Consider the following 26,702-nt stretch of genomic DNA (forward strand, 5'->3'; position numbering starts at 1 on the left):
GGTCGCGGGGGAGGCCCCCCGCTCAGGTGAGGGTGGCCACGGCGTAAGCGGCGGCCTCGGCGATGAGGGCCTGCTGATAAGCGGCGTCCTTGGTGGCCTTGCTGGACATGATCGAGATCATGAGCGGCGCGGATTTCGGCGGCCAGACAACAGCGATGTCGTTGAGGGTGCCGTAGTCACCGGTGCCGGTCTTGTCGGCCACCCGCCACCCCCGCGGCACACCCGCCCGGATGCGCTGGTCCCCGGTGGTGTTGCGCTCCAGCAGGTCACGGAGGAAGTCGCGCTTGTCGGCCGGCAGGGCGGCCCCCAACACGATCTTCCGGTAGTTGGTGCCGAAGGCCCGGGGGGACGTCGTGTCGCGGGGGTCCCCCGGGGTGGCTTCCGTGATCGCCGGTTCGATCCGGTCCATCCGGGTCACCGTGTCGCCGAGGCCCCGCGCGTACGCCGTCAGCCGGCCCGGCCCGCCGAGATCACGGAGCAGGAGGTTCCCCGCCGTGCCGTCGCTCTGACGGACCGCGGCGTCGCACAACTGGCGGATCGTCATTCCCGTGCCCAGCTTGGGCCGGGTGACGGGTGAGTGTTTCATCAGGTCGCCCTCGGTGTATCGGACGACCGTGTCCAGGTACGACATCGGGCGGTGGTGCAGCACTGCCGCCGCCGCGATCCCCTTGAACGTCGAGCAGAATGCGAACCGTTCGTCCGCCCGGTGGGCGATGGTGACCCCGGTGCCGGTGGCGAGGGCGTAGACCCCCAGCCGCGCGCCGAACTCCCGCTCCAGCTCGACCAGGCGGCGGTGGCGGCGCCCCTCCCCCACGGCGGCCGACGGCGCGGCGGCCGACGGCGCGGGGGGCGACGGCGCCGCGGTGGAAGGGGAGGCGGTGGAAGGGGATGCAGCCGATGTCGGCTCCGTGTCCTTCGTGCACCCGGCCAGCAGCACGAGCGCCGCCGTCCCCAGCAGAGTGCGCCGGGTGATGGTCCGTCGCGATGAGGTCATCGTCCTCCGTCCGTCGGTGCTTGGATGGTCCGCGCCAGTCGGAAGCCCAGATCGTCGATGGCGAACGAGGGATGGCTACGGCGGCGCACCGACGCTCCGCACCCCCGCCCGGTCAGCGCAGCGCCGGCACCGTCAGGGTCAGCGTCCCCGCGTCCGCGTCCAGCACCGCCGGAACCCCCAGCGGCATCGTCAGGGTCGTGGCGCAGTGGCCGAACCCCAACTCCTCCACGACCGGGACCCCGAGCCCGCCGAGCCGGTCCAGCAGCACCGCCCGTACCCGGTCGTACGGTCCGCACTCCGCCCAGGAGCCGAGCGCGATGCCGGCGACCCCGTCCAGCCAGCCGCCGCGCAGCAGTTGGGTGAGGATCCGGTCGAGGCGGTAGTCCTCCTCCCCCACGTCCTCCAGCAGCAGCAGCCCGCCGCGGGCGGACGGCCGCGCGTGCGGGGTGCCCAGATCGGCAGCGAGGAGGCTGACGCAGCCACCGAGGGTGACGCCCACGGCCCGGCCGGGGACCATCGCACGGGCCGTCGGCAGCCCGAGGGAGCGCACCGAATCGGGCTCGAAGAGGGTGGCCCGCAGCGACTCCCTGGTGGCCTCGTCCTCGATGAAGGTGGCCGCGCCGGGCATCGGTCCGTGCAGGGTGGCGAGTCCCACCCGGGTGGCGAACGCCTCGTGCAGGGCGGTGACATCGCTGTAGCCGACGAACACCTTCGGCCCGGCCGCCCGGATCGCGGTCCAGTCGACCAGGTCGACCATCCGCTGGGCGCCGTAGCCGCCGCGGGCGCAGATGACGGCGGAGACGGCCGGATCGCACCAGGCGTCGGTCAGGTCCCGCGCACGGTCGTCGTCGGAGGCCGACAGATAGCCGAACCCGGGGTGCCGTCCGCGCACATGCGGCATCACGACGGGATCGAGGTCCCAGCCGCGCAGGATGGCCAGCCCCTCGTCCAACCGGTCGTCGGGTACGGGCCCGCAGGGGGCGACGATCGCGACCCGGGCGCCCGGTCGCAGCCGATGGGGACGGGTCAGCGGAGTGAGGGGCAGCGGCGCGGGGGTCATACCGTCAGCTCCAGCGGCGGGATGTCGGGGCGGGCGACCCCGAAGGTCTGCGCGTAGAGGGAGAGTTCGGTCTCCAGGGCGCGGATCATGGTGTCCGCGCGCCGGAAGCCGTGGCCCTCGCCGGCGAAGGCGATGTACGCGTGCGGAAGGCCGCGCCCGGCGACCCGGGCGAGCAGCCGCTCGCTCTGCGCGGGTGGGCAGATCACGTCGTCCAGCCCCTGGAGCAGCAGGAACGGGGTATCGAGCCGGTCGGTCTGGTGGATCGGAGAGCGGTCGCGGTAGCGGTCGGGGACCTCAGCGAGCGGTCCGATCAGCGACTCCAGGTACTGGGACTCGAAGTCGTGGGTGCCGTCCGTGGCCCAGCCCAGCAGATCCAGTACGGGGAAGATGATGGTGCCGCAGGCGTAGACGTCGGTGGTGGTGAGCGAGGCGGCCGCGGTCCAGCCTCCGGCGCTGCCGCCCCGGATCGCCAGCCGCGCCGGGTCCGCACTGCCCTCGGTGGCGAGCGCCCGCGCGACGGCGGCGCAGTCCTCGACGTCCACGACACCCCACTGTTCGCGCAACCGCTCGCGGTACTCCCGCCCGTATCCGGTGGAGCCCCCGTAGTTGACCTCGGCGACGCCGATGCCGCGCGAGGTGAAGTAGGCGATCTCCAGATCGAGCACGAGCGGGGAGTGTCCGGTGGGGCCGCCGTGCGCCCAGATCACGAACGGCGGCAGCTCGCCGTCGGGCGCGGTCAGGTCGGGGTGGTGCGGCGGATGGATATGGGCGTGCACCTCCCGCCCGCCGGGGGCGGTGAAGACCCGGGACCGGGAGGGCGGGTAGTACGCCGGGTCGACCGCGTCGTGGTGGGCCGAGCCGACGACCCGGGTGTGGCCGGTACGGGTGTCCAGCTCGACGATCTCGTAACCGCTGCGGGGGCCCGCCGCCACCCCGAAGACGCGCTCGCCCTGGACGGCGAGGGTGGGCGCCCACTCCGTCCAGGGGCCGACCGCGTCGACGACCTCACCGGTCGCGGGGTCGAGGATGCCGAGGGTGGTGGTGCCCCTGCCGTGGATCACGGCGATCAGTCCGTCGGCCAGCGGATGGCACCACTGGAGGCCGATCTTCCAGAGCGGTCCGCCGAACTCTTCGTCCCGGCCGGGGCAGAGCGGGACCCCGCGGTCGTCGCCCGTCCCGGGCACCAGCCGCCGGGGTTCCCACCAGCCGTCCAGGTCGGAGAGCAGGATCAGCGAGCCGTCGGGGGCCCAGTCGAGCTGGCAGACCGAGACGTCCGCTCCCCCGGCGATCCGCCGTACCCCGGTGAACGGCCCGTCGCCGGTCACCTCGCCGAGCAGCACTTCGGTGCCGTCCCACGGCATCCGGGGGTGGTCCCAGCCGATCCAGGCGGCGTACCGGCCGTCCGGGGAGAGCCGGGGACCGGTGACGAACCGGTGCCGGTCGTCGGAGAGTTCCCGTACGGCGGAGCGGTCATCGGCCGCCGAACCGTCCAGCGGGACGGCGGCGACCACCCGGCGGACGTCCGTGGGGGAGTCCCCGGTGAACTCCTCCAGCACACACCACACCTCGTGCCGGTCCGTGACGATCCGGAAGTCGGCCCAGCGCAGCCCGTCGCCGGTCGGGGAGAGGGGGGTGAGGGGGTACGGCACGGCGCCGGGGGTGTCCGGCTCGTACCCGTACAGCCGCTGGTCGGGGAAGTGGACGAAGACGACGAACGGCGTGCCGTCGCCGCGGACCGTGCCCGCCCAGGGGTGTCCCCCGTACTCGATGACGCGGCTGCGCACGTTCCAAGGGGCGGGGAGCAGCGACTCCTCGCGGCCGTCGGCGCGGCCCCGGATGAGGGCGCGCCGGCCGCCCTCGGTCGGGCGCGGGGCGGTCCACCACACCTCGTCGCCGACCGTGCCCAGGAAATCGGGCCGGCCGTCGTGCGATGCGGCGAGCGCCGCGTCGATCGGTGACGGCCAGGTGCCGTAGGCGCCCGTGCTGACCATGTACCGCTCCCCCTCGGTGAGCTGAGTGTTCTCGGTGGTCTCGGTGGTCTCGGTGGTCTCGGTGAGCTGGATGGTCCCGGCGAACCAGGTGGTCACGTGGACCGGGTGGTCACGCGGACCGCAGATAGTGGTCGAGGACGTCGACACCGAAGTGCAGCGCCTCGACCGGGACGCGTTCGTCGACGCCGTGGAACATCGCCGCGTAGTCGAAGCCGACGGGCAGCTTCAGCGGTGCGAAGCCGTAGCCGGTGATCCCCAGGCGGGAGAACTGCTTGGCGTCGGTGCCCCCGGCCATGCAGTAGGGCACGACATGGCCCTCCGGGGCGAAGCGCTCGACGGCGGCGCGGAGCTTGGCGAAGGTCGGTGAGTCGACGGGGGCCTGGAGCGGCACCTCGCGGTGGTGGAACTTCCAGTCCACGTCGGGGCCGGTGAGGCGGTCGATCGTCGCCTGGAACTCGTCCTCGGCGCCGGGCATCATCCGGCCGTCGATGAAGGCCGTGGCGTGCCCCGGGATCACATTGACCTTGTAGCCGGCGTCGAGCATGGTCGGGTTGGTGCTGTTGCGGACGGTCGGCTCCACCAGGGCGGCGGCCGGGCCGAGCTTGTTGATCAGCGCGTCCACGTCGAGGTCGGGCGCCTGCGCGTCGATGTCGAGGCCGTGCAGCCTGGCCAGTTCACCGAGGGCGGCGCGGACGGTGGGGGTGAGCCGCACCGGCCAGTCGTGCTCACCGATCCTGGCGACGGCGCCGGCGAGCGCGCTGACCGCGTTGTTCCGGTTGACCTTGGAGCCGTGACCGGCCCGGCCGTGGGCGGTGAGTTCGAGCCAGGCGGTGCCGCGCTCGCCGGCCCCGATCGGGTAGAGCGTCAGCCCGGGTCCGGCGTGGAAGGTGAAGGCACCCGACTCGCTGATGCCCTCCGTACACCCCTCGAAGAGGCCGGGGTGCTCGTCCGCGAGGAATCCGGAGCCGTCGGCGGCGCTGGCCTCCTCGTCGGCGGTGAAGGCGATGACGATATCGCGCCGGGGGCGGACGCCGGCGCGCGCCCAGGCCCGGACGACCGCGAGGATCATCGCGTCCATGTTCTTCATGTCCACGGCGCCCCGGCCCCAGACGACGCCGTCGCGGACCTCACCGGAGAAGGGGTGCGTCGACCAGTCGGCGGCCTCGGCGGGCACGACGTCGAGATGGCCGTGGACCAGCAGGGCTTCGGCGGAGGGGTCGGTGCCCTCGATCCGGGCGACGACATTGGTACGGCCGGGGGTGCGCTCCAGCAGGGTGGGTTCCAGTCCGGCCGCCGCCAGCCGCTCCGCCGCGTACTCGGCGGCGGGCCGCTCCCGGCAGTCCCCGCCGCCCCGGTTGGTCGTGTCGATCCGGATCAGCTCGGAGGTGAAGGTCACCACCTCGTCGAGGGCCACGGCGTCGACGGGGGTCGATCCATCGCGTCCGCCGGGGGGCACCGTACGGCCCCCGGGCGCTGTCACATCAGCCATACTGTTCCTCCACTGCCGCCGAGACGATCGTCGTGACCGCTTTGAAGGTCCGAATGGCCTCGTACATGGTCGTGCTGAGATAGGTGATCCGCCGTTCGCCGCCGCCCCTGCCGACTCCGGGCACGACGGTGGCCGCGGCGGCGAGGTGCTCCGCGTCGAACTCCAGCTCCACGGTGAACGGCCCGCCGTCCACCGGTTCGTACCGGACGGCGAGCGCGGTGGCCTCCCGGGCCGCGGCGCGGATGTCGGCGGCGGTACGGGTGGGGGTCCGGCACACCGCCGCGTACCGCGACACATGGTCCTTGACCGCGACCTTGCGGGCGTCCGGGGCGTACCCGTCGGCGTCGACGCAGGTCAGATCGTCCCCGGTGACCAAGACGACGGGCACGCCGTACTCGGCGACCACATGGGCGTTCAGCAGGCCCTCGCTCGCGCGGGTGCCGTTCAGCCAGACGCCGGTGATGGAGTTGGCCAGGTAGGTGTGGGCGAGGACGCCCTCATCGCCGGCGCCGGTGTGGTAGCCGATGAAGGCGATCCCGTCGACGTCGCCGTGCTGGACGCCTTCGACCATGGAGAGCGCCTTGTGCTTGCCGGTGAGCATCTCCACCCGCTCGTCCAACTGCTCAAGGAGCAGATTGCGCATGGTCCAGTGCGCCTCGTTGATGAGGACGGCGTCGGCGCCGCCGTCGAAGAAGCCCAACGCCGCCGCGTTCACATCGGAGGTGAACAGATGCCGGCAGCGCTCCCACTGGGGTGTGCCCGGCAGTACGTCGGCCGGCCAGGTGACACCGGTGGCGCCTTCCATATCGGCACTGATCAGGATCTTCATAGCTCACTGTAACTCTCCGGGTCGAAGAGTCCAGGGGCCTTTGGTCCCGCTTTCACCGTCCCGCACGGAGGGCGGCTCCGGGCCCTCCGATCCCCTCCCCGGTCGGCGGCGCGTACCACCGGCGCGGTCGGAACGCGCGCTGTCGGCGGTCCGGACACCGGCTGCCGGGGCGGGCTCCGACGCACTCCTTCGGCATGGACGGGTGCCGCTTCTCGGTGCCGTCCCTCCGCTTACCACGGTCACTGCCGTGATGTGCGGCGGACCGCGGCCCGCGCACGATGAACGCGGGAGGTACGACATGGGATTCAGGATCAGCAAGGAGTTCCACTTCTCCGCCAGCCACCGGCTCGGCGGGCTGGCGGCGGAGCATCCGTGCGGCCGGCTGCACGGGCACAACTACGTGGTCGAGCTGGAGCTCTCGGCGGCCGGTGACGGACTGGACGCGATCGGGTTCGTCCGCGACTACGGCGAGCTGGGCGACTTCGGCAAATGGCTCGACAACGATGTCGACCACCGGCACCTCAACGATCTGCTGGTGGGCGTCAACCCCACGGCGGAGAACCTGTCGCGGTGGCTCTTCGAACGCTGGCTGCCGCACTACCCGGAGCTGAGCTCGGTCCGGGTCAGCGAGACGGCCAAGACCTGGGCGGAGTACCGGCCGTGACCGGGCGGACGACGCTCGGCATCGGAGGAGGTGATGCCGCTGTGGGTTCGAAGCTCGTCGTGAACGAGATCTTCGGCCCCACCTGAGGGCCGTCCAGGGAGAAGGACCGTCGGCGGGCCAGCGGTGCGCGTTCCTCCGGCTCGGCGGCTGCAATCTGTCGTGCCGCTGGTGCGACACCCCGTACACCTGGGACTGGACCGGGGTCAGTGACGGTCGGCGGGCCTACAACCCCCGCGATGAACTGCATCCGACGCCCTGGCACGAGGTGTTCGAGCAACTGCGTTCCTACAACGTCCCGCTGATCGTGATCTCCGGCGGGGAGCCGCTCTCCCAGCAGACGCGGCTGGTGCCGCTGATCCGGGCGCTGGTGGCCACCGGCCACCGGGTCGAGATCGAGAGCAACGGGACGATCGTGCCCCGCTCCGAACTCATCGCGACGGGAGTGCGGTTCAACATCTCGCCCAAGCTGGCGCACTCGGGCGACCGGGAGGAACGGCGGATCGTGCCCGAGGCACTGATCGCGCTCGCGGCCGTGCCCGGGACGGTGTTCAAGTACGTCTGCCGGACCCGGGCCGATCTGGACGAGGTCGCGGACCACGTGAACCACTACGGCACCACCCCGGTCTGGGTCATGCCGGAGGGCCAGACGTCCGAGGAGACGAACCGGCATCTGGCGGCGCTCGGTGACGACGTCATCGCCAGGGGCTGGAATCTGACCACCCGATTGCATGTCGCCGTCTGGGGCGACAAGAGAGGCGTATGACGTGACGGAATCAGTGGTCGAAGTTCTGGACGAGGATGCTGCGGGGCTCCCCGACCCCCTGGAGGAGGTGGCCCGCCGACTGCTCGTGGAGATCGGCGAGGACCCGGACCGGGAGGGCCTCAAGGAGACACCGGCCCGGTTCGCGCGCTGGTGGAGGGAGTTCAGCGGCTACGACCCCGGCGAGGTCGGCACGCTCTTCCCGCTCCGCACCCAGGGGCAGATCGTGATGGTCTCCGACATCAATCTGTGGTCGCTGTGCGAACACCATCTGCTGCCGTTCTCCTGCACCGTGACGATCGCCTACCGGCCGCGCGGCGATGTGCTGGGCCTGTCGAAGTTCGCCCGGATCGCGCACCGGCACGCCCACCGGCTCCAGGTGCAGGAGCGCCTGGTCCGGGACATCGCGGACGAGATCACGGCGGTGACCGGCTCGGACGATGTGGCGGTGATCGCCCAGGGCGAGCACCTGTGCATGAGCATGCGCGGCATCCGCACCCCGGCGCTGATGACGTCCTCGGTCTTCAACGGGATATTCAACGAGTACGGGCCGGCCCGTCAGGAGTTGGTGACGACCGTCTTCCCGGGGCGCCGGTGAGCCGGGTCCCGCCACCGGACCGGGTGGCCCGGTCGGGCTCACACCCCTCACACCCCTCACACCCGCCCCACCCATCGCATCCGCCCCACCCATCGCATCCGCCCACGCCCTCCATCGAGGAGTCCCGCATGGCACCCCCTGAGATCCGTACCGGGCTCAGCCTGGACGATGTCCTGCTCGTACCCCGGCGCACCTCGGTGGTGAGCCGCTCGGCGACCCGGCTGACCACCGGGCTCGGAGCCGGTGTCGAACTGCACGTCCCGGTGCTGTCCGCCAACACCCCCTGGTGCACCGGGGCCAGGATGGCGGCGGCGATGGCGCGTCTCGGCGGCCTCGGCGTGGTGCACCGGATGCAGACCGCGCAGACCCAGGCCGCGGAGATCGCCGCCGTCAAGGCCGCCGCCGTGACGGACGGGGCGGCCCCCAGCGGGGAAGGCGCCGACGGGGCGGCGGCCGGCGCCACGCTCGACGCGGCGGGACGGCTGCGGGTCGCCGCCGCCGTCGGCGTCACCGACGACTACCTGGAGCGGGCCGCCCTGCTGGTGGCGGCCGGCGCCGATCTGCTGGTGACCGATGTGGCGCACGGCCACGCCGACTACGTGGTCAAGGCGGTCGCGGAGTTGCGCGCCCGGTTCCCGGACACCGGGCTGATCGCCGGGAACGTCGCCACCGCCGCCGGGACCCGGGACCTGATCGACGCGGGTGCCGACGCCGTGAAGGTGGGCATCGGACCCGGCGGCATCTGCACCACCCGGATCGTCGCGGGCAGCGGGGTGCCCCAGCTCACCGCCGTACTCGACTGCGCGGCGGAGGCGGCCGGCAGCGGCGTCCCGGTGATCGCCGACGGGGGGATCAAGGCCCCCGGCGACATCGTCAAGGCGCTGGCGGCCGGGGCGCACGCGGTGATGCTGGGCAGTGCGCTGGCCGGCGCCGACGAGAGCGAGGCCAGGCTGGTCGAGTACCAGGGCGAACGGGTCAAGGTCAGTACGGGGTTCGTGACCTTCGGGATGCGGCTCACCCTCAAACGGGCGCGCGGCGAGAAGGTCAGCCGCGCCGAGCTGGATGCGTACACCCCGGAGGGCGTCGAGGCGACCTTCACCTACACGGGCACGCTCGCGGCCACCCTCCGGCCGTTCCTCGGCGGACTGCGCTCCGGGATGAGCTACTCCGGCGCGCACACCCTCGCCGAACTGCGCGAGCGGGCCGAGTTCATCCGGGTCACCCCGGCCGGCGCGGCCGAAAGCCGGCCGCACGCGCTGCACCGCGCCGACCAAGTGCCGCTGGACTACTCGGTGGAGACCAGCGGATGACGACTCCCCTGGACAGCGGCAGGTACGGCACGGAGGAAATCCGGTCCCTCTTCACCGACCGGGCCCGCTACGCCCTCTTCATCCGGGTCGAGGGCGCGCTGGCGGAGGCGCAGGGGCGGCACGGTGTGATCCCGCCGGAGGCCGCCCGGCACATCGCCCGGCGGGCCCGGGAGCATGTGCCCGACCTGGCCGCCGTCGCCCGGATCGAGAAGACGAGCCGCCATGAACTCTTCGCCGTGGTACGGGAGTTCAGCGAGCGCTGCGACAGCGCGTACGGGCGGTATGTACACCACGGCGCCACCAGCAGCGATGTCCTGGACACCACGCTGGCCCTCCAGCTCGACGGCGCGGTCGCCGTCCTGCGCACCCGGCTGACCGGTCTGATGGCGGCCCTGCGCGGCCGGATCGAGGGGGACGGGGACCGGGTGATGATCGGCCGCACCCACGGGCAGCACGCCCAGCCCGTCACCCTCGGGTTCAAACTGGCCGTCGTACTGGATCAACTGACCCGCTGTCTGGCCCGGCTGGACGAGCTGCGGGGCCGCGCCGTGATGGGCAAGGTGGCGGGCGCGGTCGGCACCCTCGGGGGGCTGGGGCCGCTCGGCCCCCGGGTGCAGCGCGACGCGCTGGAGCTGCTCGGACTGCCCGCGCCCCAGATCTGCGCACAGGCGGTGGCCCGGGACCGGATCGCGGAGTTCGTCCTCTGGACCGCGCTGACCGCCGCCTGTCTGGAGAACCTGGCCACCGAGATCCGCAATCTTCAGCGGACCGAGATCGGCGAGGTCGCCGAATCGTTCGCGGAGGGTGGTCAGATCGGCAGTTCGGCCATGCCGCACAAGCGCAACCCGGTGCGCTGTGAGCGGATCTGCTCGCTGGCCCGGCTGGTGCGCTCCCTGGTGGGCCCCGCCCTGGAGAACGTGGTGACCTGGCACGAACGGGACCTCGCCAACTCCGCCAACGAGCGGTTCACCCTGCCCGAGGCGAGTGTGCTGCTGGACGAGATGCTGACGTGCGCCACCGACGTGGTCATGGACCTGCGGGTCTTCCCGGAGCGGATGACGGCGAATCTGGCCCTCTCCCGCCATGCCCACCTGAGTGAGGCGGTGCTGCTCGCCCTGGTCGACCGGGGCATGGACCGGCTGGCGGGCTACCGGCTGCTCCAGGAGGCCAGCGCGGTCGCCGCCGCCGACCGCCGCGATCTGCTGGAGGTGCTGGCGGACGACCCCCGGGTCGTCGCGGTGGTCCCGGCGCGGGAACTCGCCGCGCTGGCGGCGCCGGGAGCGGACGTCGGCGCCAGCGCGGAGCTCGCCCGCGAGACGGTCGAACGCGCCGTCGGGGCGCTCCGCCCCGGCACGCCGACGGCGGTGGGAGCGCGGACATGACGAGATCGGCGAGGAGCGGACACGGAATGAACACGGCACGGAAGGAGCGGACATGAGCTGTGTGATCGTGGTCGGCGGCCAGTGGGGCGACGAGGCGAAGGGCAAGATCTCCAGCTATCTGGCACTGCGCGACGACCCGGGCGTCGCGGTCCGGGCGGGCCTCGGACCCGGCGCCGGGCACACCGTCGTCCACTGCGGGCGGACCCTGCGGCTGCGGCAGGTGCCGAGCGCCGTGGTCAACCCCCGGACGCGGTTGCTGCTCGGCGCCGGGGTGCTCGTACGGCCCGAGGTACTCCTGCGGGAGATCAAAGAGACGGGGGTGGCCGACCGGGTCGGGGTGGACTACCGGGCCAGTGTCATCGACCCGGAGCATCTGGCGGCGGAGCAGGCCGACGCCGGACTGCGGGAGAAGGTGCGCAGCACCGGCAGCGGGCACGGTCCGGCGCTCGCCGCGCGGGCCATGCGGTCGGCCCGCCGCGCGGAGGACGTGCCCGAGCTGGCCCCGTATCTGGCCGATGTGGCCGCCGAGGTCAACCGGGCCGTGGACGCCGGTGACGGGGTGCAGGTCGAGGGCACCAACGGGTTCGGTCTCTCGGTGCTGTACGGGAGCTATCCGTACGCCGTCGGCAAGGACTCCACCGCGAGCACGGCCGCCGCCGACGCGGGGCTCGGACCGCTCGCGGTCGACGAGGTGGTGCTGGTCTTCCGGGCGTTCCCGACCCGCGTGGGCGCGGGCCCGTTCCCGACCGAGATGCCGGAGGAGGAGGCGGAGCGGCGGGGCATCGTGGAGTTCGGGACCGTCACCGGTCGGCGGCGGCGGACCGGGACCTTCGATCTGGATCTCGCGCGGGAGGCGGTCCGGATCAACCGCCCCTCCCGTATCGCGCTCACCTTTCTCGACCAGGTGGACCCCGCCGCCTTCGGCGCCCGGAGCGACCGGCTGCCGAAGGAGGCGGATTCGTTCGTACGGCTCATCGAACGGAACCTGGGGCGGCCGGTGGATCTCATCGGCACGGGTCCCGGCAGCGACGACATCATCGACCGGTGGACGGTCCGAGGAGGCACCCGGTGAACACGCTCCCCACCTGGCGGCGACGGAGGCTGCTCACCATCGGCTGGGCCGAGGCGGGCCGGATGCTCGACGGGATCGCCCGGGACGTCCGCGACAGCGGCTTCGCGCCGACCGTCATCGTGGGCATCGCGCGTGGTGGCCTGCCACCCGCCGTCGCACTCTCTAACCTGCTGGATGTGACCGATTTCCGAATCCTCGGCATTCCCCGCAACACCAGTAACTCCCGCTACAGCGAGCGGGGCCCGGCGGTCCTCGACTACGTGGTGCCGGAACGGCCGCTGACCGGCGAGCGGGTGCTGATCGTCGACGACATCATGGGGGACGGCGGCACGATGGCACTGGCCGTCGAGACCGTGCGCGGGCTCGGTGCCGCCGAAGTGCGGTCGGCGGTCGTGGTCCGCAACGTGGGCTCGCGGGGGCGGCCGGACTTCCAGGCCGTGGAGGTGGACGACTGGACCGTCTTCCCGTGGGAGCGACCGCCGGGCGCGGACGAGGCGTCGACCGCCGTCGACGGGCCGCGGTGAGCGCGGGCACCACCGTCGTACTGGACCGCGACGGCACACTGCTCGACTTCTACGAGATGTTCCACCGCTTCGTGGTGGATCTGCACCGTGCGGCACGGGCCGATCCGCCGCCCCGGGAGGAGATCGTCGGATACGCCTACTGGACGTCGATCACCAGCGGCCGGCTGCGGATCGGCGGAGTGCGGGTGCGCGACCGGGTGGACGACGTGGTCCGCCGCTACATGCCGCACGGCACCCTCTACGACGGCGCGGTACCGGCGCTGACCGCGCTGGCCGGTGCGGGGGTGCGGCTCGCGCTGGTCAGTTCGTGGATCGGCACGGAGCAGACCCGGGAACTGCTGCGCGGCTACGGCGTGGCGGAGTGCTTCGGGGAGGTCGTCACCCGGGACGACCTCCCCGGCGACAGCGTGGGGCTGTCCGACGCCGACGCCAAGACCGTGCTCGCGCGCGGGGCGCTGGACCAGGTCGGGCACCGTACGGGCGATCGGCTGTTCGTGGTCGGTGACACCCCGGCCGACGTCCTGCTGGGACGCCGGCTGAACGCCACCGTCATCGGTGTACGGACGGGGAACGGCGCCGCGCTGCCCGCCGCCCCGCCAGAGGGACCCGATCTGATCCTGCCGTCGGTCGCCGGCCTCGCCGGACTGGTCCTCGGCACCGGGAAGGGGGTACGGGCGGTCCCGGTCGACGGGGGGACGGCCGGTGAGGCGGATCGGTGACGGAGGCCCGCGGGGCTGGCGGGGCCGGCAGGACTGACGGAGCTGGCGGGGCCGTGGCCCGGGGGTGGTTTTCACCGGGCCACGGCCCCTTCGGCCCCCCTCTCGTCAGGGGGCCGCGAATCGGGTCACATCGTCCAGATAGTCCGTCGGATCGACGACCCCCGCCACCTGGAACGCCTCGCGCCGCTCGTAGCAGGTCCCACAGGTGCCGCAATGCCGGTCGCCGCCCTTGTAGCAGGACCAACTGTCCGCCAGCGGGGCGCCGAGGCGGGAGCCGTGCCGGGCGATGTCCGCCTTGGACCAGGTGATGAACGGCGCCTCCACGGAAGGGGTGGGGAAGCCCTCGTTGGCCACCTTCACCAACTGCCGCAGGGCCTCATGGAACTCCGGCCGGCAGTCGGGATAGATGAAGTGGTCCCCCGCGTGCATCCCGAGCGCCACCACCCCGGCCCGGTGCGCCACCCCCACCGAGACGGCCACATTGGCCAGCACCGCGTTCCGGTTCGGTACGACGGTGGCGCGCATCGACTGCTCCGCGTAGTGCCCGTCGGGCACCGCCACGCTGTCGTCGGTCAGGGCGGACCCGCCGAGCACCGCGCCGAGCCCACTGAGGTCCACCACATGGTGCGTGGCGCCGTAGTGGTCCGCGATCCACCGCGCCGCGTCGATCTCCTTCCGGTGGCGCTGCCCGTAATCCACGGTCACCGCGACCAGATCGCACCCCAGGGCCGCGTAGTGTGCCATCAGGGTGGTCGAGTCCATCCCCCCGGAGAGCACGACCACGGTCGTGAACGGGTCGGTGCCATCATTCGGCTTCGTGTTGTTGGTGCTCGGCTCCATCGGAAACCTCCGGCTACGGCCACATCATCGGACGCCGCGGACACCCGCCCGGCCGGCGTGTCCGCCCATCGTGCTGGCCGGGGCCCCGGCCGCACATCACGGACCCGTGCCGAAGGCGCCCCGGCCCCGGGCCGAGAGACGGCACCACGGGTTCCGAGACACCGGGTTCGGAGGACTCCCCCCGGCTGCCGTACGGAGCACCACCGGGGGGAGCGGAGCGGCGGCGCCTAGGGCCTCTCTTGACGAGACCCTAGGCGGCGGAGGAGGCGCCCTGGCGGACGATGGGGGCGCCGTCGGTGAGCAGCGCCCACAGCCCGGGGTTGCGGAACACCTCGGGGAAGTCACGGCGGCCGCTGATGCCGAGCTTGCGGTAGGCGCTGGACAGATGCAGTTCCACGGTGCGGCGGGTGATCCTCAGGAGGGTCGCGATGCGTTCGTTCGTCAGCCCCCGCATCGCGTCGATCAGGATCTGTCGCTCGCGCGCGGTGAGCGCCAGCACCCCGCGCAGCGCGAGGCTCTGCGGGGCGCGTTCGTCCGCCGCGGCCAGTTGCTGCCGGCCGCCGTCGACCAGCGGTTGCGCGCCGCACCGGCCGGCCAGTCGGACGGCCTCGGTGAGGGTGACGACCGCTTCGTCCGGCCGGTTGCGCCGGGTGAGCAGCCGGCCCAGATCGCCCAGCGCGTACGCCAGGTCCATCTCTCCGGGCTGGGTCTCCAGCAGCCGGGCCGATTCCCGCAGCAGCCCCTCTCCCTTGGACCCGCCCAGTGCCGAGCCCAGTACCCGCAGGGCCCGGCCGCGTTCCCTGGGGGAGCCGGTGCTGTCGGCGAACCGCAGTTGTTGCCAGGCGAGTCTTCTGGCCTCCTCGACGACGCCCGTCTGATGGAGCAGTCCGACGCCGTACATCCGCCATGCGGCCGACGAGGTCGTTCGGACCCCGGCGGTCTCGTTCCGGTCGCGCAGCTCCGCGAGGTCGGCGGCGGACCCCGGCAGATCGCCGTCGGCCGCCCGCAGCCGGGCGCGGGCGAGCAGCGCATCCCGGTAGCACCAGCCCGGCGGCAGGTCTCCCATGCACCGGTGGCGGCGCAGCACCGTCCGGGCCCGGCTGTTGTCGCCCTGGCTGATCAGTACGTGGGCCAGCAGTCCCGCCGCGATCACGCGGACCGGCTTGCCCAGCCCCGGCCCGTGCCGGACCAGTCCGGCCAGGCAGTCGTCCAGTTGCTGCCGGGCCGTCTCCAGCGCGCCGCCCGCCAGCGCGATCCGCGCCTCCACGGACAGCAGCAGCGCCCGGTGCAGGGGGTGCCCCCACGCGTGCGGCGGTCCCTCGTGCCGGCGCAGTCGGGTGGCGGCCTCGTCGTGGTGCCCGTTCTCCGCCAGCACGCTCAGGGCGTGGACCAGGGCCAGTGGGTGCGGGGAGAGTTCGTCGATGTCCCGGTCGAGCGCCCATCGCGCGCGGCGTACGGCCTCCTCCGGATCGTCGCCGGTGAGGTGCAGACAGAGGGCGCCCACGGCGGTCACGGTGGCGCGCAGCCCCTCCGTACCGCGGGGTTGGTCCGGCAGCGGGCGACCGACTAATTCGTCGAGGGCGTGGACCGTCAGTACGGGTGGGCAGTCGAACAGTTGGGAGAGCAGCCGGTGCAGCGCGGGCCATCCGGCGACATCCGTCCCGACGACGGCCGCCCCGACCGACTCCAGCACCCGGTCCTCGTCCTCGGTGGACTCCGAGCCGTACAGGGCGCAGCCGATCCGGCCGAGGAGTCGGTCCCGGGTGACCGGGTCGGCCGTGGTGGCGAGGGTGGCGACCGCCGCGTCGAGCCCGCGGACCCGGTCGGCCCGGACGCGGATGTCGGCGAGCGCGGGCACCGCCTCGCGGAGTTCGTCGCCGGAGGCGACTTGGACGGCGTGTTCCAGACAGCGCGCGGCGGTGGCGTCGTCGCCGGCGTCCTTGGCGGACCGGGCGGCGCGCAGCAGCACCGCGGTCGGCCAGGAGCCGGCCAACGGCACCGGGGAGGCGATGAGATGGCCGGCGATCCGCTCGACGGGGGCGTGCCGTTCGTGCAGATAGGTGGCGGCGGCCAGGTGGGCCGCGTTGCGTGCCATCAGGGTCATCCCGCCGATCAGGGCATTCCGTACGATCGGGTGCCGCAGCCGGAGGGTGTTGTCGTCGGCCGCGAACCGCATCCGGACGAGCAGGTCGGACGCGGTGAGGGTGTCGCCGAGCGCCAGTCCGCCGAGATGTGCCACCAGCAGTGGGTCGGCGCCCGCGTCACCGCCCGCGACGGCGACGGCCACGGCCTTGGCCAGTTCCCCGGTGCCGGGGGCGATCCGGTCGAGGCGTCCGGTGACCAGCTCGGCGACGGCGGGCAGCACCGCGGCTTCGAGGTCCGCCGGGTGGGTGGCGTCCGTCCCGGTGTGCCGGATCCAACGGGCCAGTTGGAGCAGCATAAAGGGGTTGCCGACGGTGAGCCGGTGCGCCGTCGCCACGGTCGCGGGGTTCGGCGAGACGGGCAGCAGGGCGCGGAGCAGGGGGGCGGTCTCCTGTTCGGACAGCCCTTCGAGGGTCAGCCGCCGTGCGTCCCGGAGGAGTTCGGCCAGCTCGGCAGGGGCGTACGGGGGCTCGCCCCGGCGTGTGGCGGCCACCAGTACCACCGGGAGCTGGGAGCACGCCTTGACCAGATGGCGCAGGAAGACCAGTGAGGTGGGGTCGCCCTGGTCGGCGTCGTCCACGGTGAGGACGAGCGGAGCCGTCCCGGTCAGTCGGGCGACCGCCTCCCGTACGGCGGCGAAGAGGGCGATGCGCGGCCCCTTCGACGCCGTGTCGTCGCCGGCCGGGCGGGCTGCCCGGTGGACCAGGAAGACTTCATGGGCCTCGCGCAGCGCCGGGCCGCGGGCGTCGCCTTCGGGCAGCCGGTCGATGAGCGTCCGCACGACCCAGTCGGTCAGCGCCCAGGGCTCGCAGCGGTGTTGTTCCCGGCAGCGGAGTTCCAGTGCGAGACAGCCGGACCCGTGTGCGGCGGCGGCGAACTCGCGCAGGAGCGCGGTGCGTCCGATCCCGGCCTCGCCCGTCACCACGAGGCGGCGCAGGCCGTTGGTCATGCTGTCGTGGCGAGCCCGGTCGAGTTGGCGCAGTTCGTCGCGCCTGCCGGTGAATTTGGGCGGTGCCTGCGTGTCCTCGCACATCAGCGTGTCCCTTTCGCTCATGGCCCCCGGTCGGAGATCCGACGCGCTGCGCTGGCGAGGCACCCGATGCTTCGATCCGGGGCAGTTCCACTGATGACTATGCGCCTGCCGGGGCCCGGGAGCGGCTCCGTTGTCCCGGCATGTCTCCCACGACAATCCGCGACCCCTCGGCCGTCACCGGTCCGGCAGTCGATCCACATGGTGCACCCGGCCGGGTCGGAGGAGCGTCAACAACCTATGTTCGAGGGGGTGTGGGGCCGGGGGCCACGAGCGGGTTGCGCCAGGGGGCGGGCCGCGCCGACGCGGTTCCGGCGCCATCGGCGGGCGGGGGGCCCGGTGCCGCGCAGGCGTCCGGTTCGGCGGCGTCCGCGGGTGGTGTGGCCTCGATGATGGTGTCCAGCACATCGCGCGCTGCCAGCAGTCCGGCCGCGGTGTCACTCAGCCGATCGCGTTCCCTGTGCAGGTCGGAGAGCATATCCGGGCAGGCCGGCACCAGCAGGCTGCCGTCATCGACCATGCAGGGCATCAGCTCCGCGATCGTGTGGGTGCTCAGACCGGCGGCGAGCAGGGTGCGGATGTGCCGGACGGTCCGTATGTCGTCGTCGTGGTAGTCGCGGTATCCGCTCGGGCGGCGCCGGGGGCGCAACAGCCCCTGTTCCTCGTAGTAGCGCAGCAGCCGCTGGCTGACTCCGGTCCGCTGGGACAGGGTTCCGATACGCACGTGACGTTCCCCACACGGTTTCGACTCGACTCTGACACCGATGTGAGACTCTAGCGTGTCGTTCATGACCACACAGCGATCAACCACCGCGCACAGCCTTCCCGTTACCGTCGTCGGCCTCGGCCCCATGGGTCTGGCACTCGCCGAGTCCTTCCTGAATGCGGGGCATCCCCTCACCGTCTGGAACCGCACTCCGGGGGCGGCGGACAGCCTGGTCGCCCGGGGCGCCCGACGCGCGGCGACCGTCGCGGACGCGGTGTCCGCGAATCCCGTGACCATCGTCTGTCTCAAGGACTATCCGACCCTGTACGAGGTCTTCGACGCCACCGGTGACGCCTTGGCGGGCCGCGCCCTGGTGAATCTCAACTCCGGTACGCCGACGGAGGCGCGCGCGGCGGCCGACTGGGCTGCCGCGCGCGGTGCCGAGTACCTCGACGGGGCGATCATGGTGCCGCCGCCCATCGTCGGGCAGCCCGGCTCCGTCATTCTGTACAGCGGTCCGCCCGACGTGTTCGACCGGCACCGGGCGGCGTTGGCCACCATGGGGGACCCCCGCCACCTCGGCTCCGATCCGGCGCTGGCGGTGCTCCACAACACGGCGCTGCTCGAAATGATGTACGCGACCATGAACGGCTTTCTCCATGCGACGGCCCTGGTGGGGACGGCGGGCGTGTCCGCCGTCGACTTCGCCGATCTCGCCCTGGGCTGGTTCATGCCGACGGTGACCGACTCGGTGCTGGCGCAGCAGGCGCCCGAGCTGGACAAGGGGAACTACCCCGGCGACGTGGGCACGATGGAGATGAATCTCAACGCCCTCGAACACATCACCCGGACCAGCGTGGAGCAGGGCGTCCACTCCGACCAGCCCCGGTTGATGAGGCAGATCGCCGAGCGGGCCGTCGCCGAGGGGTACGGCGGCAACAACTACCTGGCCGTCTTCGAGATCTTCAAGCAGGCGACCCGGGTGCCGTAACGGGCGACCGGGCCGCGCTCCCGCTCCCCCGGCCGCTCAGGCGGCCCGTCCCATGATCAGCCACTTCGACGGCAAGGCGATCCGGGAGCCGTCCGGTTCGTACTCGGTCGTCGTCAGCGGCAGATCGCCGCTCGCGACGACGGTGAGCCCGGCCTCGGTGAAGTACCCGGCCACCGCCGAGTCGGCCACCGTGCAGGGCACGATGCCGTGCCGGAACACCGGCCGCAGCTTGGGCGGCGGGCCGGAGGGGGACGTCGCCAGCAGGGCGATACGGTGCCCGGCCGCCTCCGTCAACTCCACCACGAAGGCCCGGCCGCGCGTGCCCACGAGGGTGGCGACGGAGTCGGCCAGCGCCTGCCGGTCCCCCGGGTCGGTCTGGTGGAGCACTCCCCGCACATACACATTGCAGTCGCCCAGCTCTTCGTGGAGCGCGCCGACCACCAGCGGGTCGACCGCGTCGAGCTGCCGGAACCGGAGGTGACCCGAGGGCCCACCCACCCCGCCCGGCCGCTCCGACCGCCGTTCCGCGAGGTCGATCGCGGCGGCCGACAGATCGACGCCGAGCACGGTGGGGAAGCGGTCGGCGAGGAACCGGGTCTGGGTGCCGATGCCGCAGCCGAGGTCGACCAGGGTCAGCCCGGGGGCGTCCACCAGGGGTTCGTACAGCGCCAGATGCGGTCCAGCGGTGAGCGCCGGCTCGGTGTCCCAGATGGCCTCTCCCGGCTCCCCCGACATCTCCGACCAGAAGCCCTCCCAGGCATCCCGGTATCGACTCGTCACGCTCATGGATGGCTCCCCACCGATCGACCTGATGTCATGTGCGGTCTACCGTGCCCGGCGCGCGGCGACAAGTCCGCGCCGCAACGGCGGCGCGGCCCGGACAGGGCCTAAGGGCGACGGCCCGGCCCGCCAAGCCGGCGCAGCCGCCACCACGGCCCCCGGTCCGTCCTGCTGGGGACCGCGTCAGCGCGGCCGGTTCCCGGGCCCGGGTAACTCCTCGACCCGGCGCGCCACCGGCCCCCCGGAGGCGTGCCGGGATATGCCCCGGCCGGGGGCGACCGGCACCCGGTCGAGCTGCCCGAACTCCAGCACGGGACAGCCGAAATCGAGAACCTGGGAGACGATCCGGGTGGACTCCCGCGCCGTCATGCCGGAGAGCAGTTCCGGCAGCCCCCGGGCGAGGTCGCCGGAGCCCGGGGACTCGGTGTGCGGGCCGAAGCCGGGGGCGAGGTGCCGGACGCGCTTCTCGTCACCCGCGCCGAACTCCGTGGCGTCCGCCGCCAGCACGAGGAGTCGTTCGTCGCCCGGTCCGACCATCGGATACGCCCACCAGAGCACATCGACCCGGTCCCGGCCGGGTTCGGAGAGCCTGGCCCGGCCCGCCGTCGCGTACGAGACACGGCCGCCGGGCGCGATGCCCGACCCGGGGCCGCTGTCGTACGCCTCGTACTCGCCGTCCGGCGCGAGGGCGCCGGTGACGGGGAGCAGATCGGTGGCGGTGCGGCCCACCGCCTCCTGCCGGGTCGGCCCGAACAGCCGCCGGGCGGCGGGCGACCAGTGCGACACCAGTCCGCCGCCGTCCACCACGACCACGGCGAGCGACATCCGGCCGTCCATGGCGTACTGCCGTGGCACTCGCGGCGGAACACCACTCTCCATCGGTGGGAGGCTCCTTCCCCGCCGCCCGGACGCGCGGCTTCCGTCCCACCGTACGGCGCCGCGCGCGCCGGGCGCGGGGCAACGGCCGAATAGGTCGTGCGCCCGCGCGAAACCCCGGCGCCCGTTCGGTTCCGGTACCCCGGACGGTGCTCCCCCGCCGGCCCGTCCACCGCCCGCGACCGGCCGATATCCGGCCGCGGTCACCCCGTACTCCCCCGCCGACGGGTCGTGTTCTCGTGGTGCCGCTGACCGGGGCGCCGAAGACGGGCTCGGGCGGGCCGTGGGCGATCTCCGTGGGCTACGGGGACACCCCCCGGCGGTGGTCTCCGGCAGGGGCCGCGGCGCGGCGGTCACCAGCGTCGGCGCGGGCCGGGCGGTCGGGGCCGGACGGCGGGACGGCGGCCGGTGCGGCCCGCCCGCTCTTCGCCGGAGCCTGCCGAGCGGTGGGGCGGAAGTGGCGCGACCGCCGTGTGCGTCAGCTGTGTCGGGTGCTCATCAGGGGCTTCCCGCGGCCCGTGGTGCTCAGCGGGCGCCACGACACCGCGGGGAAACCACTCGAAGCGGTGAGTGTGGACGGCGGCCTCCGGACCAGGTCCGATTGCCGGTATGCGTCGGACGAGCCGGTACGCCACCGCAGTCCGGGGCGGCATCGGAGCCGGGGTCGGCCCGGAATCAGGTGCGGCCTCGGAGCCGGGGTCGGCCTCGGGGCCGGTGTGCCCCCGGAATCAGGTGGCCTCGGAATCAGGGGCGGCCCGGAATCAGGTGGCCTCGGAATCAGGGGCGGCCTCGGGGGCCGGTGTGCCGTCGCGGCGCCCGGCCCACCTCCGGTGCCCGCCGCGTCGTCGCGGTGGCCGGTGCGGTCCCTGGGCTACCGCTGGTCGGCCTTCTGCTCGGTCTCGGTCGCGAGGTTCTCCAGTACGAGGTCGTGGATGCGGGCCAGCCCCTTGGGGGCGAAGGTCCGCTCGAAGAAGCCGCCGATGCCGGTCGCGCCCTTCCATACGGAGGTGACGACGGCCCGGCAGCTGCCCTCACCGGCCGGGGTGACGGTCCAGGTGGTGACCATCGTGGAGTTGCGGTCCTTCTCAACGAGCTGTCCGTTGGTCGGCTCGGTGACCTCCAGCAGACAGTCGCGCACGCGCTTGCTGGTGGCCTGGAGCCGCCAGTGGACGAGGGTGCCCTCGCCGTCGCCGCCCTCCCGGACCTCGTACTCACTGAACTGCGGCGGCAGCAGCTTCGCGCGGCTGTTCTCGTAGTCGGCCAGCGTGTCGAACACCGTGTCGGCGTCCGCCGCGATGATCCGTTCGGTCGTGGCCTCGACCTGCGCCATTGCTTTCCTCCAGCACTCGGTTGGTGCCGCTAGCCAACCACCTCCTGCTCGGGGGCCACAATCCGGGGCCGGACGGGGGCCGGTCCTGGAAAGGTTGCAACGATCATGCGAACAGGTGTTCTATTCTCGGAAGAGAGGCCGGGACGCGGCCGGGACAGAGACACGAAGGAGGCGACCATGCGCTGGGACCATCTGGCCGAGAACCCCACGGCTGCCGGGGACGCGGCGCTCTTCGGCGCGTCAGCCGTCACCACCAGGACGTTCGACACCCCCGAATTCCGCGGCATCACCTTCCATGAGATCCGCGCGCGTTCGATTCTGAACCGGGTGCCGGGCGCCTCCCGGATGCCGTTCGAATGGACCGTCAATCCCTACCGGGGTTGCTCGCACGCGTGCGTCTACTGTTTCGCCCGCAAGACCCACAGCTATCTGGACCTCGACACCGGCCTCGGCTTCGACTCCCAGATCGTGGTGAAGATCAACGCCCCCGAACTGCTCCGCCGCCAGCTCGCCTCCCCGCGCTGGCAGGGCGCGCATATCGCGATGGGCACGAATGTTGATTGTTATCAGAGGGCGGAAGGACGGTATCGGTTGATGCCGGGCATCATCACGGCCCTGCGCGACCGCGCCAACCCGTTCTCGATCCTCACCAAGGGCACCCTGATCCTGCGCGATCTCGAACTGCTCCGACAGTCCGCGGAGGTGACCGAGGTCGGTGTCTCCGTCTCGGTCGGCTTCGTCGACGACGAGCTGTGGCGCACGGTCGAACCAGGCACCCCGGCGCCCGAACGCCGCCTCGACGTCGTACGGACGCTCACCGACCACGGGATCGGCTGTGGGGTGCTGATGGCCCCGGTCATCCCGTTCCTCGGTGACCGGCCCGATCAACTGCGCGCGACGGTACGGGCCATCGCCGCGTCGGGGGCGACCTCGGTGACACCGCTCGTCCTGCACCTGCGGCCCGGTGCGCGGGAATGGTTCATGGCCTGGCTGACGGAGCACCATCCCCATCTCGTACGGCGCTATGAGCGGCTGTACGCGGGGGGCGCGTACGCGCCCACCTGGTACCAGCGGCGGATCACCCGCCAGGTCCACGAGCTGGCGGCGGAGTTCGGCATCGGCCCCACCGGAGGCGGGATGCCCCGACGCCTCCGGATGCCGGAGCCCACGGACGACGACCCCGAACGCGAGCCGACGGGACCGGACCTGCCGACTCAGTTGACCCTGCTGTGAGCACCGGTCGCCCCCGGTCCCGGGGGCGGCCGGAAATCCGGGGCGGATCCACCCCGGTATGAGCCAGGATGGCCGCATGGATGTGATCAGTTTCCGGATCAGGGACGCGGCGCCCGACGAGTTCCACGCCATCGCCGAGGTCAGGGTGCGCGGCTGGCAGTACGCCTATCAGGGGCTGGTCCCGCAGGCGTACCTCGACGCGCTGAGCGTGCCGGAGGTCGCGGAGCGGCTCCGGGGGTCCATCGCGAGCCGGCGGGCGACCCATGTCGTCGCCGAGGCGGACGGGACGGTCGTCGGCTGGGGCTGCGTCGGTCCGGGCCGGGACCCGGACGCGACGGCCGCGCAGTGCGAGGTGTACGCGCTCTATGTACTGCCGGAGTGGCTGGACCAGGGGGTGGGCCGGGGGCTGATGGCCGAGCTGACGGCCCGCGCGGAGGCGGCCGGCTTCCATGAGATCCGGCTCTGGGTCCTCAAGGAGAACCACCGCGCGCGCCGCTTCTACGCGAAGGCGGGCTTCGTCGCCGACGGTGGCGAGGAGCCGTTCGAGGTGGGCGGCGTCCAGGTCCCCGAGGTGCGGTACGGGCGGGCCCTGGGCGCCCCGCCCCGGCACTGAGCCTGGCCTGACACCGCTCCGACGAGTGAGCGGCCGGGCGGCGCGGTTGGGCCGGCGAGCGAGCCGAAGCCCCGCGCGGATACCGAAAGAGAGGACCTTGCGACGCACCCTCGGCGAGTGAGCGCCCGTGCCACGCGGGTGCCGAAAGGGCTGGCCCGGGCACCCCTGGCGAGTGAGCCGAAGGGGCGCGCGGGGGTCGAAAGGGAGAACGCGCGGAGGTCCCGAGGAACGAGGGATCGAGCACGATCGACCGTCGGCGCACGCTTAAGGCGCCCCGGAGGGGAACCGAGCCTTCGAAAAGAGGAGGGCACGATCGACCGTCGGCGCACGCTCACAGCGCCCCGGAGGCGAACCGAGCCCTCAAGAAGAAGCCCGCGCCCAGCGGCCGGTGATGGTGTCGTACTCGTAGGTGGGCCTGCCCGGCCCGCCGCTGGTTCGGAACGGCCGGCCGTCGTCGTCGATCCGGACGACGCCCGAGCGGTCGCCGCTGCTCCACTTCAGCTCCAGGTACCAGTCGCAGTCACAGCCGGCCGTACGGCCGGTGACGAGGAGCACCTCCGGGTCCCGTACCGAGACCCGGTAGGGGAAGGAGACGGCGGGGATCGGCACACCGGAGTCGCTGCCCGCCACGGAGCGGGCGATCGGGCGCGGGCCGTCCAGGTCGACGTCGAACATCCGCGGGGTGATCGACCCGCCGCAGCCGAGGCTCATCCGGTAGACGTTCCGGGCCTGCGGCGGCCGTTTGGCGGCCACTCGCACCCGTAGCGACTGAAGGACCACGGCCTCGTCGTTCCTGCCCTGGACGGTGATCCGCACCGCGGTCTCGTCGGCGTGCAGGGCTCCGAGCGAACGGCTCCACGACTCGGCGTCGGACTCGGCCGGGGGCGGCGGCACCGCGGAGGGTGCGCGATCGATGAGGTAGGAGTGCTGGCAGCCGTTCTGCCACACATGCTGATCGACGCTCCAGGTGAACGGTGTCCCGCCGCTCCGGTTCCGGGCGGGGACGGAGGGCTTGGGCCGGGCCGGGCCGGCAGGGGGCCGTGCGCTGTGGGTCGGCGTGGACGGGGGTGCGGTGGCCGCGGGCCTCGGCGCGGTCGGCGAGGCGGAGGCCAGGGGGCTGGGCCCGTCGGCGGAGGGTGGGGCGACGGTGCCGTCCCCGGACGGCCGGGCGCCGGCGTACTGCTGCGTGGTGCGCTGTTCGGCGCCGCGTTGGTCACCGGCGGCGGGCAGGGGTGACCAGTCGAACGCCAGCAGGACGAGGGCGACGACGGTCACGACGGCGAGAGCGGCGTAGGCGGCCTGGTGGCGACGGCGGGTGACCGCACGCCCGGTCGGGGCATCACGCACCCGCTCCGCCGGGGGCACGACCTCGGCGGCGGCCACCGAAGCGACACCTTCGACGCTCGACACCCGCCCCAACTCTGGCTCCGACCCCGGCTCCAGCCCCGGCCCTTGCTCCGGCACTGATTCCGGCGCCGGCACCGGCTCGGCGCCCGCGCCCGACTGCCCCGCCGCCCGGTTCGCGGCCGACGCGCCCGCCGCCGCGTCCTCCTGGCGGCGTCGGCGCTCCGCGTCCGCCAGCACCCAGAGGCGGTGCAGCGCGATCAGTTCCTCCCCCTGGCAGCCGCAGAGCCGCGCCAGTCGCTCCACGGGGGCGAACTCCAGCGGGACCGTACGGCCCGAGCAGTACCGGTGCAGGGTGGAGGCGCTGACGCCCACCCGGCGCGCCAGCGCGCCGTAGCTGCGTCCCGATCCGTCCCGAATGCCGCTCAGCCGCCGTGCGAACGCCTCGGTGTCGGAGTCTCGTGTGCTCAACCGCGCCAACTCCCCCGCCGTTCCAGGAGGGCGTTCCACCCCTGTCGAGTATTCCCACGTCAGTGGGGGTGGAATGGTTCCACTGTGCCAGGGGTGCCCATGGCGCTTGCCCCCCGTGCCCCGTGCTGTCGAAGCTGGTGATCGTTCAGCCAACCACTCACAGGGGGAACCGACTCCATGAAGATCTTCCGCACCAGCACCATGACCGCCCGCACCGTGGTCACCGGCGCCGCGACCGCGACCACCGTGCTCGCCGCGACCGTCGCTCTGACGGTCGCCTCCCTCGGAGCGGCCACCGCGGCGACCGCGGCTCCGGCCCCCGTAGCCCCGAAGTTCCTCGCCGCCAAGGAGCTGCCGAAGTCCCTCACCCCGTGGGTGGCGGAGCAGGTGCGGCCGGGCGCGGCCGACGACTTCTGCACCGGCAAGGCCCTTCCGAAGGCGTCCAGCAAGCACCGTGTCTTCCGGACCGAGCTGGACACCGGCGCCGAGCAGACCATCACGGTCGCGGCCACCGAGGCCAAGGCGAAGGAGTTGGTGACCAAGGCCCGCGCCGCGGTCGCCGGTTGCCTCGACAGGCTCCAGCAGCAGTACCCGGGGGTGCGGGGCGAGACCCGCTACCACGGGAAGCTCAAGGTCGAGGAGGGCGCCCATGTCTACAGCATCGACACCGCCGATCCGGGAGTCGGCTCGACGGAGATCGCGCTCTACTCGGTCGGCCGGGACGGCCGGACGGTGACCGTCGTCGGCTGGTCCCAGCTCGGTGACCTCAGCGGTGCACCGCTGAGCGGCTTCAAGAAGACCGCGACGACGTCGGTGGCCAAGCTCTACTGAGCCGCGCGGTCACCGGGGTCGATCCCGGGAGCGTTCTCCGTGCCGCCCGCCAGCCAGCCGGGCGGCACGGTGCGTCAGGGTGTCTTCGTGTCTTCGTGTCCTGGTGTCCTGGTGTCCTGGCGT

General features: G+C 72.8%; 24 protein-coding genes. 12 read left to right on the forward strand and 12 right to left on the reverse strand.

From position 1 onward, the window contains the following. Positions 1–22: 22 nt before the first annotated feature. The 5 genes from bla to ACH4S7_RS15890 all read right to left on the reverse strand — a co-directional run bounded on the left by bla (position 23) and on the right by ACH4S7_RS15890 (position 6,363). Positions 23–994 (reverse strand): class A beta-lactamase, encoded by a 972-nt coding sequence (gene bla / locus ACH4S7_RS15870; RefSeq protein ID WP_398521740.1) that lies wholly within the window; start codon positions 992–994, stop codon positions 23–25. A 112-nt stretch (positions 995–1,106) separates the two neighbouring features. After that, the gene (locus ACH4S7_RS15875; RefSeq protein ID WP_398521741.1) at positions 1,107–2,054 is read right to left on the reverse strand and encodes an LD-carboxypeptidase; all 948 of its coding nucleotides are present in this window, start codon (positions 2,052–2,054) and stop codon (positions 1,107–1,109) included. After that, positions 2,051–4,045, reverse strand: coding sequence for a prolyl oligopeptidase family serine peptidase (locus ACH4S7_RS15880; protein WP_398521890.1), 1,995 nt, complete (start codon positions 4,043–4,045; stop codon positions 2,051–2,053). Before ACH4S7_RS15880 ends, ACH4S7_RS15875 begins: the two co-directional genes overlap by 4 nt. A 109-nt stretch (positions 4,046–4,154) precedes the next feature. Continuing rightward, positions 4,155–5,534 carry a M20/M25/M40 family metallo-hydrolase gene (locus ACH4S7_RS15885; protein WP_398521742.1) on the reverse strand — a complete coding sequence of 460 codons (1,380 nt, stop codon included), beginning with the start codon at positions 5,532–5,534 and terminating at the stop codon, positions 4,155–4,157. Beyond that, a complete protein-coding gene (locus ACH4S7_RS15890; RefSeq protein ID WP_398521743.1) occupies positions 5,527–6,363 on the reverse strand; it encodes a M55 family metallopeptidase in 837 nt (278 codons plus the stop codon). The genes ACH4S7_RS15885 and ACH4S7_RS15890 overlap by 8 nt, the downstream gene beginning before the upstream one ends. A 298-nt stretch (positions 6,364–6,661) precedes the next feature. On the opposite strand from ACH4S7_RS15890, the gene ACH4S7_RS15895 reads away from it, so the two are divergent. The 8 genes from ACH4S7_RS15895 to ACH4S7_RS15930 all read left to right on the forward strand — a co-directional run bounded on the left by ACH4S7_RS15895 (position 6,662) and on the right by ACH4S7_RS15930 (position 13,392). Then, positions 6,662–7,027, forward strand: a complete 366-nt coding sequence (locus ACH4S7_RS15895; protein ID WP_398521744.1) for a 6-pyruvoyl trahydropterin synthase family protein — start codon at positions 6,662–6,664, stop codon at positions 7,025–7,027. A 154-nt stretch (positions 7,028–7,181) separates the two neighbouring features. Then, positions 7,182–7,790 (forward strand): 7-carboxy-7-deazaguanine synthase QueE, encoded by a 609-nt coding sequence (locus tag ACH4S7_RS15900; protein ID WP_398521891.1) that lies wholly within the window; start codon positions 7,182–7,184, stop codon positions 7,788–7,790. 1 nt (position 7,791) lies between these two features. Further along, a complete protein-coding gene (folE, locus tag ACH4S7_RS15905; RefSeq protein WP_398521745.1) occupies positions 7,792–8,385 on the forward strand; it encodes a GTP cyclohydrolase I in 594 nt (197 codons plus the stop codon). Positions 8,386–8,513: 128 nt separating this feature from the next. Then, complete coding sequence (locus tag ACH4S7_RS15910) at positions 8,514–9,695, forward strand: IMP dehydrogenase (protein ID WP_398521746.1); 1,182 nt, start codon at positions 8,514–8,516, stop codon at positions 9,693–9,695. After that, the gene (gene purB, locus ACH4S7_RS15915; RefSeq protein WP_398521747.1) at positions 9,692–11,077 is read left to right on the forward strand and encodes an adenylosuccinate lyase; all 1,386 of its coding nucleotides are present in this window, start codon (positions 9,692–9,694) and stop codon (positions 11,075–11,077) included. Before ACH4S7_RS15910 ends, purB begins: the two co-directional genes overlap by 4 nt. Before the next feature lie 52 nt (positions 11,078–11,129). Further along, the gene (locus ACH4S7_RS15920) at positions 11,130–12,149 is read left to right on the forward strand and encodes an adenylosuccinate synthetase (protein ID WP_398521748.1); all 1,020 of its coding nucleotides are present in this window, start codon (positions 11,130–11,132) and stop codon (positions 12,147–12,149) included. After that, positions 12,146–12,673, forward strand: coding sequence for a phosphoribosyltransferase (locus ACH4S7_RS15925; RefSeq protein ID WP_398521749.1), 528 nt, complete (start codon positions 12,146–12,148; stop codon positions 12,671–12,673). Before ACH4S7_RS15920 ends, ACH4S7_RS15925 begins: the two co-directional genes overlap by 4 nt. Then, a complete protein-coding gene (locus tag ACH4S7_RS15930) occupies positions 12,616–13,392 on the forward strand; it encodes an HAD family hydrolase (protein ID WP_398521750.1) in 777 nt (258 codons plus the stop codon). Before ACH4S7_RS15925 ends, ACH4S7_RS15930 begins: the two co-directional genes overlap by 58 nt. A gap of 105 nt (positions 13,393–13,497) precedes the next feature. Here ACH4S7_RS15930 and queC read toward each other — a convergent pair whose 3' ends face one another. From queC to ACH4S7_RS15945, 3 genes are all read right to left on the reverse strand, one after another. Continuing rightward, the gene (gene queC, locus ACH4S7_RS15935; RefSeq protein ID WP_398521751.1) at positions 13,498–14,232 is read right to left on the reverse strand and encodes a 7-cyano-7-deazaguanine synthase QueC; all 735 of its coding nucleotides are present in this window, start codon (positions 14,230–14,232) and stop codon (positions 13,498–13,500) included. Positions 14,233–14,482: 250 nt separating this feature from the next. Then, on the reverse strand, positions 14,483–17,428 hold the full coding sequence (locus ACH4S7_RS15940) for an AAA family ATPase (RefSeq protein WP_398521752.1): 2,946 nt from the start codon (positions 17,426–17,428) through the stop codon (positions 14,483–14,485). Positions 17,429–17,642: 214 nt separating this feature from the next. Continuing rightward, complete coding sequence (locus ACH4S7_RS15945; RefSeq protein ID WP_398521753.1) at positions 17,643–18,128, reverse strand: MerR family transcriptional regulator; 486 nt, start codon at positions 18,126–18,128, stop codon at positions 17,643–17,645. Between the two features lie 64 nt (positions 18,129–18,192). Between ACH4S7_RS15945 and ACH4S7_RS15950 the strand changes: the two genes are divergently transcribed. Beyond that, positions 18,193–19,101 carry an NAD(P)-dependent oxidoreductase gene (locus ACH4S7_RS15950; RefSeq protein ID WP_398521754.1) on the forward strand — a complete coding sequence of 303 codons (909 nt, stop codon included), beginning with the start codon at positions 18,193–18,195 and terminating at the stop codon, positions 19,099–19,101. Between the two features lie 36 nt (positions 19,102–19,137). Here ACH4S7_RS15950 and ACH4S7_RS15955 read toward each other — a convergent pair whose 3' ends face one another. From ACH4S7_RS15955 to ACH4S7_RS15965, 3 genes are all read right to left on the reverse strand, one after another. Continuing rightward, entirely contained in the window at positions 19,138–19,887 is a 750-nt protein-coding gene (locus ACH4S7_RS15955) for a class I SAM-dependent methyltransferase (RefSeq protein WP_398521755.1), read from the reverse strand. Between the two features lie 177 nt (positions 19,888–20,064). Continuing rightward, entirely contained in the window at positions 20,065–20,760 is a 696-nt protein-coding gene (locus tag ACH4S7_RS15960) for a PAS domain-containing protein (RefSeq protein ID WP_398521756.1), read from the reverse strand. A gap of 868 nt (positions 20,761–21,628) precedes the next feature. Next, positions 21,629–22,087: an SRPBCC family protein gene (locus tag ACH4S7_RS15965; RefSeq protein ID WP_398521757.1), complete on the reverse strand. Its 459-nt coding sequence runs from the start codon at positions 22,085–22,087 to the stop codon at positions 21,629–21,631. Positions 22,088–22,264: 177 nt separating this feature from the next. On the opposite strand from ACH4S7_RS15965, the gene ACH4S7_RS15970 reads away from it, so the two are divergent. Together ACH4S7_RS15970 and ACH4S7_RS15975 are read left to right on the forward strand one after the other, a co-directional pair. Continuing rightward, entirely contained in the window at positions 22,265–23,320 is a 1,056-nt protein-coding gene (locus ACH4S7_RS15970; protein ID WP_398521758.1) for an Rv2578c family radical SAM protein, read from the forward strand. 76 nt (positions 23,321–23,396) lie between these two features. Continuing rightward, positions 23,397–23,933 (forward strand): GNAT family N-acetyltransferase, encoded by a 537-nt coding sequence (locus ACH4S7_RS15975; protein ID WP_398521759.1) that lies wholly within the window; start codon positions 23,397–23,399, stop codon positions 23,931–23,933. A gap of 360 nt (positions 23,934–24,293) precedes the next feature. Here ACH4S7_RS15975 and ACH4S7_RS15980 read toward each other — a convergent pair whose 3' ends face one another. Further along, on the reverse strand, positions 24,294–25,748 hold the full coding sequence (locus ACH4S7_RS15980) for a helix-turn-helix domain-containing protein (RefSeq protein WP_398521760.1): 1,455 nt from the start codon (positions 25,746–25,748) through the stop codon (positions 24,294–24,296). 201 nt (positions 25,749–25,949) lie between these two features. Here ACH4S7_RS15980 and ACH4S7_RS15985 point away from each other — a divergent pair, with 201 nt between their 5' ends. Beyond that, positions 25,950–26,579 (forward strand): hypothetical protein, encoded by a 630-nt coding sequence (locus tag ACH4S7_RS15985; protein WP_398521892.1) that lies wholly within the window; start codon positions 25,950–25,952, stop codon positions 26,577–26,579. The last annotated feature ends 123 nt before the right edge of the window (positions 26,580–26,702 follow it).

The sequence above is a fragment of the Streptomyces sp. NPDC020965 genome, from assembly GCF_044333555.1.
GTDB lineage: Bacteria > Actinomycetota > Actinomycetes > Streptomycetales > Streptomycetaceae > Streptomyces.